At 67.7% G+C, this 12,335-nt stretch carries 14 protein-coding genes and 1 tRNA gene; 10 read left to right on the plus strand and 5 right to left on the minus strand.

Annotation, left to right across the window (positions count from 1 at the left end; all coding sequences use genetic code 11):
- The first annotated feature begins 3 nt into the window (after positions 1 to 3).
- Together phbB and GGR46_RS18285 are read left to right on the plus strand one after the other, a co-directional pair.
- Entirely contained in the window at positions 4 to 726 is a 723-nt protein-coding gene (gene phbB, locus GGR46_RS18280) for an acetoacetyl-CoA reductase (protein ID WP_183999440.1), read from the plus strand.
- Between the two features lie 184 nt (positions 727 to 910).
- On the plus strand, positions 911 to 1,909 hold the full coding sequence (locus GGR46_RS18285; protein ID WP_183999441.1) for an esterase-like activity of phytase family protein: 999 nt from the start codon (positions 911 to 913) through the stop codon (positions 1,907 to 1,909).
- A 15-nt stretch (positions 1,910 to 1,924) separates the two neighbouring features.
- Here GGR46_RS18285 and GGR46_RS18290 read toward each other — a convergent pair.
- A tRNA-Leu gene (locus tag GGR46_RS18290) sits at positions 1,925 to 2,003 on the minus strand.
- Positions 2,004 to 2,079: 76 nt separating this feature from the next.
- Entirely contained in the window at positions 2,080 to 2,376 is a 297-nt protein-coding gene (rpmB, locus tag GGR46_RS18295) for a 50S ribosomal protein L28 (protein WP_183999442.1), read from the minus strand.
- Positions 2,377 to 2,550: 174 nt separating this feature from the next.
- Here rpmB and GGR46_RS18300 point away from each other — a divergent pair, with 174 nt between their 5' ends.
- From GGR46_RS18300 to GGR46_RS18320, 5 genes are all read left to right on the plus strand, one after another.
- A complete protein-coding gene (locus GGR46_RS18300; RefSeq protein WP_183999443.1) occupies positions 2,551 to 2,847 on the plus strand; it encodes a hypothetical protein in 297 nt (98 codons plus the stop codon).
- Positions 2,847 to 3,083 carry a YqaE/Pmp3 family membrane protein gene (locus tag GGR46_RS18305; protein ID WP_183999444.1) on the plus strand — a complete coding sequence of 79 codons (237 nt, stop codon included), beginning with the start codon at positions 2,847 to 2,849 and terminating at the stop codon, positions 3,081 to 3,083. Before GGR46_RS18300 ends, GGR46_RS18305 begins: the two co-directional genes overlap by 1 nt.
- A gap of 52 nt (positions 3,084 to 3,135) precedes the next feature.
- Complete coding sequence (locus tag GGR46_RS18310; protein WP_184000094.1) at positions 3,136 to 3,567, plus strand: nucleoside deaminase; 432 nt, start codon at positions 3,136 to 3,138, stop codon at positions 3,565 to 3,567.
- A 73-nt stretch (positions 3,568 to 3,640) separates the two neighbouring features.
- Positions 3,641 to 4,948 carry a hemolysin family protein gene (locus GGR46_RS18315; protein WP_183999445.1) on the plus strand — a complete coding sequence of 436 codons (1,308 nt, stop codon included), beginning with the start codon at positions 3,641 to 3,643 and terminating at the stop codon, positions 4,946 to 4,948.
- A 2-nt stretch (positions 4,949 to 4,950) separates the two neighbouring features.
- Positions 4,951 to 5,457, plus strand: coding sequence for an STM3941 family protein (locus GGR46_RS18320; RefSeq protein ID WP_183999446.1), 507 nt, complete (start codon positions 4,951 to 4,953; stop codon positions 5,455 to 5,457).
- On the opposite strand, the gene GGR46_RS18325 is transcribed toward GGR46_RS18320, so the two are convergent.
- Together GGR46_RS18325 and GGR46_RS18330 are read right to left on the minus strand one after the other, a co-directional pair.
- Positions 5,454 to 6,194, minus strand: coding sequence for a helix-hairpin-helix domain-containing protein (locus tag GGR46_RS18325; protein ID WP_183999447.1), 741 nt, complete (start codon positions 6,192 to 6,194; stop codon positions 5,454 to 5,456). The two genes, GGR46_RS18320 and GGR46_RS18325, sit on opposite strands and share 4 nt — an antisense overlap.
- Positions 6,195 to 6,266: 72 nt before the next feature.
- Complete coding sequence (locus tag GGR46_RS18330; protein WP_246426212.1) at positions 6,267 to 8,036, minus strand: vWA domain-containing protein; 1,770 nt, start codon at positions 8,034 to 8,036, stop codon at positions 6,267 to 6,269.
- A gap of 209 nt (positions 8,037 to 8,245) precedes the next feature.
- Here GGR46_RS18330 and GGR46_RS18335 point away from each other — a divergent pair, with 209 nt between their 5' ends.
- Positions 8,246 to 9,463, plus strand: coding sequence for an HD-GYP domain-containing protein (locus tag GGR46_RS18335; RefSeq protein WP_183999448.1), 1,218 nt, complete (start codon positions 8,246 to 8,248; stop codon positions 9,461 to 9,463).
- Here GGR46_RS18335 and purD read toward each other — a convergent pair.
- Positions 9,460 to 10,722, minus strand: a complete 1,263-nt coding sequence (gene purD / locus GGR46_RS18340; protein WP_183999449.1) for a phosphoribosylamine--glycine ligase — start codon at positions 10,720 to 10,722, stop codon at positions 9,460 to 9,462. The two genes, GGR46_RS18335 and purD, sit on opposite strands and share 4 nt — an antisense overlap.
- Between purD and xseA the strand changes: the two genes are divergently transcribed.
- Positions 10,721 to 12,097 (plus strand): exodeoxyribonuclease VII large subunit, encoded by a 1,377-nt coding sequence (gene xseA / locus GGR46_RS18345; protein WP_183999450.1) that lies wholly within the window; start codon positions 10,721 to 10,723, stop codon positions 12,095 to 12,097. The genes purD and xseA overlap by 2 nt on opposite strands.
- A 27-nt stretch (positions 12,098 to 12,124) precedes the next feature.
- Positions 12,125 to 12,325 carry a DUF2093 domain-containing protein gene (locus GGR46_RS18350; RefSeq protein WP_183999451.1) on the plus strand — a complete coding sequence of 67 codons (201 nt, stop codon included), beginning with the start codon at positions 12,125 to 12,127 and terminating at the stop codon, positions 12,323 to 12,325.
- Positions 12,326 to 12,335: the final 10 nt, after the last annotated feature.

The following is a 12,335-nucleotide window of genomic DNA, read 5'->3' on the forward strand; positions in this document are numbered from 1 at the left end:
TACATGGCACGCGTAGCGATCGTGACGGGCGGCACCCGCGGCATTGGCGAGGCGATCAGCCTTGCCCTCAAGGATGCCGGGATGATCGTCGCCGCCAACTATGCGGGCAATGAGGAGAAGGCCAAGGCCTTCACCGAGCGCACCGGCATCGCGTCGTACAAATGGGACGTGGGCGATTACGATGCCTGCCACGAGGGTGTGGCCAAGGTCGCGGCCGAGCTGGGCCCGGTCGATGTGGTGGTCAACAATGCCGGCATCACGCGCGACGGCACGATCCTCAAGATGAGCCGCGACATGTGGGAGGATGTGATCCGCATCAACCTGGGCGGCTGCTTCAACATGGCGCACGCGGTGTTCCCGGGCATGCGCGACCGCAAATGGGGCCGCATCGTCAATATCGGCTCGATCAACGGCCAGGCCGGCCAGTACGGCCAGGTCAACTATGCCGCCGCCAAATCGGGCATCCACGGCTTCACCAAGGCGCTGTCGCAGGAAGGCGCGCGCTTCGGCGTGACGGTCAACGCGATCGCCCCGGGCTATATCGACACCGACATGGTCGCGGCGGTGCCGGCCGAAGTGCTCGAGAAGATCGTTGCCAAGATTCCGGTCGGCCGGCTCGGCCAGGCGCACGAGATCGCGCGCGGCGTGGCATTCCTCTGCTCGGACGAGGCGGGCTTCGTCACCGGATCGACGCTGTCGATCAACGGCGGCCAGCACATGTACTGATACGACGAGGGCCGCCCCTTGGGGCGGCCCTCAGCCCTCGATACGCTACGCGAGGGGAAACTCGAATTCAGATAACTAACGCAAGTTACTCTGGTTCCCTTTATTTTCTTCTGAACGCGCTGGTCATCTGGCGTTCATCTTTCGGGCGCTGGTTCTTCCCCGCCCAGCCGCTATGAGCAGGGCGATGTTTTTCCGTTCCGCGACCGCGCTGTTCTCGCTGATTTTCATCCTTCTGCTCTCCGCGTCGGGACGGGATGGTCGCGATGTGCTGGGCAAGATGCCTCGCATGACCGTGGAGCGCGTGCCGCTCGACCTGGGCGATCCCGGGCGCACCCGGGTGGGGGCGCTCACCTATCTGGGCGGGATAAGGCTGAAGAGCCCGGACCGTGCGTTCGGCGGTTTCTCGTCGATGCGGATCCTGGGTGACGATTTCACCCTGCTGAGCGATGGCGGGACCTTCATCCGCTTCCGCATGGGTGGCGACTGGGTGCCGCACGGCCTCCAGTTCGGCGACCTGCCGGATGGGCCGGCAAATGGTTGGCTGAAGTCCGAGCGCGATTCGGAATCGATGACCAGCGATCCGGCCACGGGCCGGGTCTGGGTCGGCTTCGAGAATTACAATGCGATCTGGCGCTACAATACGGACCTGACCCGCGCCGAGCGCAGCGCCCGTCCGGCTGCGATGCGCGACTGGTCGAAGAATGGCGGGCCCGAATCCCTGGTGCGCCTGCACGACGGCCGGTTTCTCGTGCTGGGCGAGACGACGCGGCCGAAGGGCAGCCGGACAGGGCGTGAGGGGCTGATGTTTCCCGGCGATCCGACCACGCCCGGTATCAAGCCGATCCGCTTCGTCTACATGCCCCCGGGCGAGCTCTATGACCCGAGCGATGCGGTGCAGTTGCCCGATGGCCGGCTGATCGTGCTCAATCGCCGCTTCTCGGTCCCCGGGCTGTTCACCGCCAAGCTGACCCTCGTCGATCCGCGGGCCATTCGCCCGGGCGCAGTGGTGCGCGGTCTCGAGATCGCGACGCTGGCCGCGCCGCTGATCCATGACAATTACGAAGCGCTGGCGGTCACCCGCGAGGGCGACGACACGATCCTGTGGATCGCATCGGACGACAACCAGCAATTCTGGGAATGGTCGCTGCTGCTCAAGTTCCGGATCGAGTTCGCGAAGCGCTGAGGTCCGGGTCGGGATTGCCGGCGGCAGGGGATCGAACCCGCACCCGTCGCCGGGATCGCTGTGGCGATACGTCTACCAATTCCGTCACGCCGGCAGAAATCCGGACATGCGAAAAGCCCGCTCTCCGCGTGGAGAACGGGCTCGCATTGAGCCGTCGAAGAAACGGGCTGTTAGGCCGCGGTCTTCTCGGCCGACGCCTTGCGCACTTCGCGCTTCAGGCGACGGGCGCGCAGCGAGAGGTCCTCGTCGCGCGTCTTGAGCAGCCAGTTGTCGAGGCCGCCATTGTGCTCGACCGAGCGCAGGCCGTGCGTCGAAACGCGCAGGCGGACGCTGCGACCCAGCGAATCGCTGATCAGCGTGACGTTCTGCAGGTTCGGCAGGAACGTACGCTTGGTCTTGTTGTTGGCGTGGGAAACGTTGTTACCCACCTGCCGGCCCTTGCCGGTCAGCTCGCAAATGCGCGACATCGTTTGATATCCTGGTTTGAGCCTTGGCGAACCACGGCCGGAAAGGCGGCGCGAATAACCGTAATGGGACGGAGCGTCAACCGATTCGCTCCAAGAAACGCCTTGTCCCCATGCAACCGCCATGGTTGATGCGACGTTGATTACGCAAACGATTCAAATTGGGGAGATGAAACGATGCGTGGAATTCTCGTGCTGATCGGTCTTGTCGCGCTTGCCGTCGTGGTGCTCATGTCGGTCGGCATGCTGCGCATCGAGCAGCAGCAGGGCGCGACGATGCCGTCGATCACTTTCGACGCGAAGGGCGGCCAGTTGCCCAAATTCAAGGCCGAGACGGGTTCGGTGGGGATCGGAACCACCAATACGACCGTTGCAGTCCCGACGGTCGAAATGAAGAACACCACGGTCACCTTGCCCACCATCGAAGTGAAGCAGGCCGGCGCCACGCCGACGCCGACCCCCGAGGCCAGATAATGGCTGCGCGCCCCGGACCCGTTGTCGCGGCAGTGTTGCTGCCGCCATTGGGGACGTACCTGGCCAGGGGTGCGGGGCGCGATTTCTGGATCACCTGCGGGCTGACGGTGCTGGGGTTCCTGCCCGGCGTCGCCTTTGCGCTGTGGAGCGTGCTGCGCGATTCGTTGGCGACGCCTGCGCAGCCGTCAGCCCGGCTACCGTATAGCTTCTCCCCGGCCTTCGCCGGGGAAAGGTGACGGCACAAAGCTTCCACGCTAGGCACCTCCCATGTTCCCGCTCCCCGAACCGATGCGCTTGGCGCTCGACGCCGCCCGTGCGGCGGCCGAGGCAGGGGAAGTGCCGGTAGGAGCGGTGCTGATCCATGACGGCAAGGTGATCGCCACCGCGGCCAATGCGCCGCGCACGCTCCATGACCCCACCGCCCATGCCGAGATGCGGGTGATTCGCGCTGCGGCCGAGGCGCTCGGGCGCGATCGGCTCGAGGATTGCGACCTGTGGGTGACGCTGGAGCCCTGCGCGATGTGCGCCGGCGCGATCGCCCATGCCCGGATCGCGCGGGTCTATTATGGCGCGAGCGATCCCAAGGGCGGTGCGGTGGAGCATGGTCCGCGCTTCTTCGCCCAGCTGACATGCCACCATCGTCCGGAGATCTATCCCGGCATCGGCGAGGCGGAAGCCGGCGAGATCCTGCGCGATTTCTTCCGCGAGCGGCGCAGCTGATCCATCATTTCATTGCGCGGATGCAACACCGGTTGCCGCGCGGCCCCCTGTGCGGATATGAAGGCGCCACATCATGTTAGCGCCTTTCCCCTGGATAGACGTAGCGATCATCTTCGCGCTGATCGTTCTCAACGGCCTTTTTTCGATGTCCGAACTCGCGATCGTATCGTCGCGCACGGCGCGGCTGGAGGCGATGGCGCGTGTCGGGCGCAGCGGGGCGGGGGCGCGGACGGCGATCCAGCTCGCCGCCGATCCGGGCAAGTTCCTCTCCACCGTGCAGATCGGCATCACGCTGATCGGCATCATCGCCGGTGCCTATTCGGGCGCGAGCCTGGGCGAGCCGACCGCGCAGCGAATCGAGCTGCTCGGCGTGAACGAAGAACTGGCGCACACGCTGGGCATCGCGATCGTCATCGGCCTCACCACCTTCGGCTCGCTGGTCGCGGGTGAGCTGGTGCCCAAGCAGTTCGCGCTGCGCTCGCCCGAGCCGATCGCGGTGCTGGTCTCGGTGCCGCTGCTGTGGATCAGCCGCCTGACCGCGCCGCTGGTGTGGCTGCTCGATTCGACCACCAAGCTGATCTTCCGCCTGATCGGCCTCGATCGCGAATCGGAGAACCGGGTCACCGCCGAGGAGCTGCACCTGCTCGTCGCCGAGGCAAGCAAGTCGGGCGTGATCGAGGAGCATGAGCGCTCGATCATCTCGAGCGTCGTCCGCCTGGCCGATCGGCCGGTGCGCGAAGTGATGACGCCGCGCACCGATGTCGACTGGGTGGACGTGAACCTCGACGCCGACGGCATCCGCGAGGCGCTGCTGCTTACCCCGCACACTCGCCTGCCGGTGGCCGAGGGATCGGTCGACACGGTGATCGGCGTGGTCCAGGCGCGCGACATCGCCGCGGCGCTGTTCCGCGGCGAGGCGCTCGACCTCAGGAAGCTGATGCGCGAGGCGCCGATCCTGCCCGACACGGTCGATGCGATGGACGCGCTGGGCGCGCTCCGCCGGGCGGAGGTGCCGATGGGCCTCGTCCATGACGAGTACGGCCATTTCGAAGGCATCGTCACCCCGGCGAACCTGCTCGCGGCGATTGCCGGCGAGCTCGCCTCCGACGTCGAGCCGGGCGACAACCCCAATATCGTGACGCGCGAGGACGGCTCGCTGCTCGTCTCGGGCCAGATGGCCGCCGACCTGCTCGCCGACAAGCTGGGCCTCGATCTCGACGAGGACCGCGATTACGCCACCGTCGCCGGCCTGGCGCTCGCGGTGCTCAAGCGGCTGCCCAATGAAGGCGACTATTTCGTGGAGCAGGGTTGGCGCTTCGAGATCGTCGACATGGACGGGCGCAAGATCGACAAGCTGCTGGTCGAACGCGCCGAGAAGTGAGGATGGCGGTTCGCCTCGTCGCGCAAGCCGCGCGGGGCAAGCAGTTGGGGCTGGTCACACTCGGCCTGCTGATGACGCTCGCCTCGTTGTTCGCGGTGGTGTCGGCCGATGCGGTGCAAGACCCCTTCCATCATTGGGCCGGCTGGGCGGGCGCGATCTTCTTCCCGCTGTGCACTCTGGCCGCGGTGCGGCAGATGTTCCGCACCGGCCCGGTGATGGAGATCGGCCCCGAAGGGATCCTCTGGCTTCGCTGGTCGCCCGAGCGGATTCCCTGGAGCGCCTTCACCCGCGCCGCCGACATGTCGATCCGGAACCAGCGATTCGTCTCGCTGTGGCTGCGCGAGCCCGAGCGCTATCGCCCGACCACGCTGCATGGGCGCATCGCCGCGGGCAACAAGCTGCTCGGCTTTGGCGAGTTGGCGCTGAGCGCGCAGGGGCTGACCTGCACGCACGAGGAGATGCTCGCGGTCGTGCAGGCGAATGCACCCGGACTGTTCGGCCGGCCTTAGAGCTTCCCGAACACACCCTCGAAGCCGGCGATGTCGTCCTTGGCCAGGAAGCTGGCCTGCTCGATCCAGCGGTCGCGGTGGATGCGGCCCTGGAAGTCGCCGAGCTTCGCGTCGAGCGCATCGGCCTCTTCCGGAGTGAGCGCGGCGAGCTGGGCGAAGCTGGTGATGCCGACGCTCGCGAGCCGCTCGGCAAGGCGCGGGCCTACACCCTTCATCCGGGTGAGGTCATCGCCGGCGGGGGCAACAGGCGCGGGCTCCGCTGCCACCGGTGCGGGCTCGGGCGCAGGGGTGGGCTCGGCAATGTCCGAGGCGAGCGAGGCGGGTGACGCATCGAGCGGCGCGGCCGCGGCGATCGGTTCGTCCGCCAGCGGCTCGGGTGCCGGAGCTTCCTCGACTACCGGCGGCAGCGGCGCGGGGACGATCTCCGCAACCGGCTCGGGTGCCGGGGCGGGCGCCTCGGCAACGGGCTCCGGCGCGGGCGGTGGCGGCGCCAGCGGCGCCTCGGCGATCGGTGGCGGCGACGGGGCTACCGGCGGCGTGATCGGCTGGGCAGGCGACTCCTCCCGATACTCCTGGTTATATTCCTCGATCTCGGCGCGCGCCCGGCGGCGGCGGCCGGCGAGGCGGGCGCCCCAGAACAGCACGAGGAGTGCGAAGACGACTCCCACCGCGATCAGCGCGAACGGGAGCGTCAACCAAATCGGGGCGCCCTCGTAGAGCGGTTCCGTGCTGTTCATCTGCGCCAACCCCGTCCGTTGCTATTGTCGATTCTCGCCAATGCATAACGTGGTGCGGCGCAGCGCGACAAGCTAGTCGGTGGAGGCGACCGTCGAGTGTCCCGAATCGGCAAGCTTCACCAGTCGCGCGAACTCGCTGCGCCAATAGTTCTGGGAGGCGGGGGCGAGCGCGCCGATCTGGGTATAGCTATAGCCGTTGAGGTATTTGTCGCCGCGCAGATGCTGGCCGAAGGCAGCGACCGAGGTGACGAAGGCCATGTCGCCGCGCGGGGCGGCGGCGCTGCGCATCAGGCCGGCAGAGACTGGCCGCTCGATCAGCTTCGACGTCTCGTTGCCGGGCAGCTTGTAGCGCAGCTTGACGAAGGCCATCTCGTCGCCCTTGCCGGCGGGCGCGGCGGTGCGGTTGGCGTCGTAGCGCCGCTCCGAGGTCCAGCCATTGGCACTGGCCGGGACGACTTCGTAGAGCGCGGTTACCTGGTGCCCGGCGCCGATGTCGCCGGCATCGACCGTGTCGTTGTTGAAATCCTCCTCGGCCAGCGCGCGGTTCTCATAGCCGATCAGCCGGTACTGCTTCACCTGGGCCGGGTTGAACTCGACCTGGACCTTCACGTCCTTGGCGATGGTGAAGAGCGTGGCGGAGAGCTCGTCGTCGAGCACCTTGGTCGCCTCCATCGCGCTGTCGATATAGGCATAGTTGCCGTTGCCGACGTCCGCGATGCGCTCCATCATCGCTTCGTTGTAGTTGCCCGTGCCGAAGCCGAGCGTGGTCAGCGTGATGCCGTCGTCGCGGTTCTTCTTCACCAGCGCCTCGAGCGCCGACTTGTCGTTGATGCCGACGTTGAAGTCGCCGTCCGTGGCCAGGAAGATGCGGTTGATCCCGCCCTGGACGAAGGTGGCGCGGGCGACCGAATAGGCGAGCTTGATCCCGTCGCCGCCCGCAGTGGAGCCGCCGGCCGAGAGGCAGTCGAGCGCCGCCTTCACATATTCCTGCTTGTTGGTCGGCTCGAGCACCATGCCCGCGGCGCCGGCATAGACGACGATCGAGACACGATCCCGGGGCGTCAGCCGGTCGGCGAGCTGGGTCAGCGCCTTCTTGACCAGCGGCAGCTTGTCCTGGCTCTCCATCGATCCCGACACGTCGACCAGGAAGACGAGATTGGCGGGCGGGCGGCCCTTGGCGTCGACGTCATAGCCGCGCAGGCCGATGCGCAGCAGCCGCGTCTCGGCGTTCCACGGCGTGGTCGAGACATCGGTGGTCACGCTGAACGGCACGTCCCGCGAGGTCGGGCGTGGATAATCATAGCGGAAATAGTTGATCATCTCCTCGGTGCGGACCGCCTCGGCGGGCACGTCCTGCCCCTGGCTCAGGAAGCGGCGGACATTGGCATAGGCGCCGGTGTCGACATCGACCGAGAAGGTGGAGACGGGCTGGTCCGCGACCGACTGGATCGAGGCGACGGCCTTGCCGTCATAGCGTTCGGTATTGCCGGGCGCGCCATAGGGCGCCGGGCTGGCGAGTTTGCTGACGATGCCTTGCGGAGCGCCCCCGGTTCGGGCTGCGGAGACGGTTAGTTCCTGGCTGGCCACGGGCGGTGGCGGAGCCATCATCGGGGCCGGTTGGGGCAGCGGAGCCGGCATCGGCATGGGTGGCGAGACCGGCGCATAGCCCCGGGTGCGGGGGCGGTTGCGCAGGCGGTCATCCTCGCCATCGGTCCGCACGCAGCGAACCGGCGAATGGCGGTCCTGAACCGCGGCGACCGGCCCGTTCGCGGGCATGGGCGGCGGTGCGGCGGAAGTGGTGAGCAGGGCGGAACAACCGAGCAGCAGAGCGGAACGCGACATGGCAACTCTCCCCTTCAGAGTGCGGCGCGCGAGTCGCTGCGCGCCCATGGGACGAAATGTTGCCTCCGCACGATGAGCGGCAGATGAACGGATGTGACTTTATATCATTTGCGCGGAGTTACGTACATTCCCCAGGTCGCGGACACCCCTCCTTAACTTCGGCGAAATGGTGCGTTCCTAAGGCTCGTCGCGGGGACTGAGAGAATGGATTGCTGAAACGAATCCCGCCAGGAGAGGTAAAGCTCGGCATGTTCATCCACGGCTTCGAAGGCTCGTGGATGGCGCATCCGTTCTGGCGCACGCGGTTCCTGCTCGAGCGCCCCGCCGATCTGGCATTGCTGCGAGGGAGCAGCGTGTCGGCGGTGCTCATCGACGTGTCGCGCGGTGCAGCGCCCGATCCGGCCAAGACGCTGCCGGAAGCCGTTCCGGCCCAGCTTCCGCCGGCCGCCTCTCCGGAAGCGTTGCGTGCCGATCGCGATCATGCGCGCCAGACCATCGCCCATGCCCGGGGGGTGGCGCAGGAAATCTACGAGAATGCCCAGAACGGCCTGTCGATCGATGCGCGCGAGGCGATTCCGGTCGTCGCCGAGATCGCCGAATGCGTCGCCCGCAACCCGGCGATGTTCATCGACATGGCGCGGCTGAAGACCAAGGACCAATATACCTATCTCCATTCGGTCTCGGTCTGCGGGCTGATGGTCAATCTGGCGCGCGAGATCGGGCTCGACGACGAGACGGTGCGCGCGATGGGCCTGGCGGGGCTGCTCCACGATGTCGGCAAGATGACCGTGCCCGCCGAGGTGCTCAACAAGCCCGGCCGGCTCGACGCGGGCGAATTCGCGCTGATCAAGCAGCATCCGGAAGCAGGGCATGCGATGCTGCACGGGGCCGAGGGCATCAACCAGCAGGCGCTCGACGTCTGCCTGATGCATCACGAGAAGATCGACGGCAGCGGCTATCCCTTCGGGCTGAAGGGCGAGGCGATCAGCCTGGCCGCGCGGATGGGCGCGATCTGCGACGTCTATGACGCGCTGACTTCGGACCGGGTCTACAAGGATCGCTGGACACCGCTTCGCGCGGTGACCGAGATGCACAGCTGGACGGGGCATTTCGACCCTGATCTGCTGTTCGCCTTCTGCCGCAGCATCGGCGTCGCGCCGACCGGATGGCTGGTCCGGCTGCAATCCGGGCGGCTGGGCGTCGTGCTGCCCGAAGGCACGCAGGAGGCGCGCAGCAAGATCCGCGTCTTCCATTCGGCGGTGACGCGCCGCGCGGTCGCGCTCGAGGACCTGTTCCGCGGGCTCGGCGACCGGGTGGTCGGCACCGAGGATCCCGCGGACTGGGGTTTCACCGATTGGGACGCGGCCGTGCGCAAGCTGCGCGACGGTCAGCCGGCATTGCCCGACGGCTGGATGCGCCGCCCCTAGCCCTCGCGGGCGATCTCCCGCCAGCCGATGTCGCGGCGGCTGAACCCGGTGGGGAAGTCGATCGCGTCGACGGCGCGATAGGCCGCTTCCTGCGCTTCCTTCACCGTATCGCCCAGCGCGGTCACGTTGAGCACGCGGCCGCCGCTGGCGACGAGCGTGTCGCCTTCCATCCGGGTGCCGGCATGGAACACCTTGGCGCCGGTCGCCTCCGCCTTGTCGATCCCGGTGATCGCGCCGCCGGTCTCGGGCGTGCCGGGATAGCCGTTCGCCGCCATCACCACGGTGAGCGCGGTCTTCGCCGCGAAGGTCGGTGCCGGGTGGTTGGCCAGCTCGCCCCTGGCCACCGCGAGCATCAGCTCGAGCAGGTCGCCGGTGAAGCGCATCATCAGCACCTGGCATTCGGGATCGCCGAAGCGGGCATTGTACTCGATCAGCTTGGGGCCGGTCGGGGTGAGCATCAGGCCGGCATAGAGCACGCCCGAATAGGGAGTGCCGACCCGCGCCAGCGCCTCGATCGTCGGGCGGACGATCTCGTCGATCGCCTGGGTTTCCAGCTCGGGGGTGAGCACCGGGGCAGGGCTGTAGGCGCCCATGCCGCCGGTATTGGGGCCGGTATCGCCGTCGCCGACGCGCTTGTGGTCCTGGGCGGAGCCGAAGGAGACGAATGCCTCGCCGTCGGTGAGGACGAACAGGCTCGCTTCCTCACCCTCCAGGAATTCCTCGATCACCACGCTGGCGCCCGCCTCGGAGAAGATTGCCTGGACCGCGCCCTCGGCCTCTTCATGCGTGAAGGCGACGGTGACGCCCTTGCCCGCGGCCAGGCCGTCGGCCTTGATCACCACCGGCAGGCCGAAATCCTCCAGCGAAGCCAGTGCACCGTCGCGGCTCTCGCAACGGACATAGCCCGCGGTGGGGATCTTCTCGCGGGCGCACAGGTCCTTGGTGAAGCCCTTCGAGCCTTCGAGCTGGGCCGGCGCCTTGTTCGGCCCGAACACGGCGATGCCCATGGTGCGCAGATTGTCGCCCAGGCCCGCGACCAGCGGCGCCTCGGGCCCGATCACCACGAAACCGATCGAGTGACGCAGGCAGAAATCGATCACCGCGCGGTGGTCGTTCACCGCAATGTCCACGATTTCGGCGTGCTCGGCTATTCCCGGATTGCCCGGGGCGGCGTAGAGCCGTTCGAGCAGCGGCGATTGCGCGAGCTTCCATGCCAGAGCATGTTCGCGGCCGCCCGAGCCAAGCAACAGGACATTCATGAGCGACCCCTTCTTCGATACGCCAGCGCGGCTCGTAGCCGAGCAGGTGGCGGGCGACAACGCACCGGCGCTATCGGTCAGCGAATTATCTCTTGCCCTCAAGCGAATGGTCGAGGGCGAGTTCGGCCATGTCCGCCTGCGCGGCGAGATATCGGGCTGGAAGCGCGCGGCTTCCGGTCACGCATATCTGGCGCTGAAGGACGCCGATGCGGTGATCGACGGGGTGATCTGGCGCGGTGCCGCCAGCGCGATCCCCTTCGCGCCGCAGGACGGGCTGGAAGTGATCGTCACCGGCAAGCTCACCACCTATCCAGGCCGCTCGAAATACCAGATCGTCATCGAGCGGATGGAGCTGGCCGGCGAAGGCGCGCTGATGGCGCTGCTCGAGAAGCTCAAGGCCAAGCTGGCCGGCGAGGGGCTGTTCGACCGCGATCGCAAGCAGCCCTTGCCGTACATGCCGAAGGTGATCGGCGTGGTGACCTCGCCCACCGGCGCGGTGATCCGCGACATCCTCCACCGCCTTGCCGATCGTTTCCCCAGCCATGTGCTGGTGTGGCCGGTCAAGGTGCAGGGCGACGGCGCGGCACAGGAAGTGGCCAATGCGATCCGCGGCTTCGATGCGCTGGGCGAGGGCAGCGCGGTGCCGCGGCCCGACCTGCTGATCGTCGCGCGCGGCGGCGGCTCGATCGAGGACCTCTGGGCGTTCAACGAGGAAGTGGTGGTGCGCGCCGTCGCCGCCTGCCGCATCCCGGTGATCTCGGCGGTCGGCCACGAGACCGATACCAGCCTGTGTGACTATGCCGCGGACCTGCGTGCTCCGACCCCCACCGCTGCGGCCGAGATCGCGGTGCCGGTGCTCGCCGATGTCCGCCACACCATCGCGACGCTGGCCCACCGCACCGAACGCTGCGTACGCCGCTATCACGAGCGTGCCGGGGAGCGGCTGGCGGCCCTGGTCCGCGTGCTGCCCCGGCGCGACGCGCTGCTCGGCCCGCAGCGCCAGAAGATGGACGACCTCGGCGGCCGGCTCGACCGGGCGCTCGAACGGCGCGTCACCGTGGCGCGGGGCGTGCTCGATCGCTCGGCCGGTGCGCTGCGCCCGGCCATGCTCGATCACCGGCTGGCCGCCGCGAAGCAGCGGCTGGAGGCGATCGGGCGGCATCTCGAGCTGGTCCATCCCAATCGTCCGCTCGAGAAGGGCTATGCCTGGGTCGAGGCGCGCGGCACCAAGAAGGTGATCGGCACCGCCGAGGGCGCGCGCGGCGCCGGGGCGGTGACGCTGCACTTCATCGATGGTGGGGTGGACGCGCGGGTTGAGCGCCCGGCCGGCAAAACCTATGATGCGCCCAAGCCCGAACAGCCCAGCCTGTTGTAGAAGAATGATCGTTTCGAGGATGCCGTCATGCTGATGTCGAACCCCGTCGCCCGCGCGGCGCGTCTCCATTTCATGGCGAACGGCTTCCGCGTGCTGGTGCCGGGCGACCATGTCGTCTGCGCGGTCAGCGGCGAGAAGGTGCCGCTGCAGATGCTGCGCTACTGGAGCGTGGAGCGGCAGGAGCCTTATGCCTCCGCCGCGCTGGCGATGCAGGCGATGCGCGGTTGAGGGGGCGCGG

Origin of the sequence: Sphingomonas kyeonggiensis, from assembly GCF_014196745.1 — a bacterium.
GTDB classification, from domain to species: Bacteria; Pseudomonadota; Alphaproteobacteria; order Sphingomonadales; family Sphingomonadaceae; genus Sphingomonas; species Sphingomonas kyeonggiensis.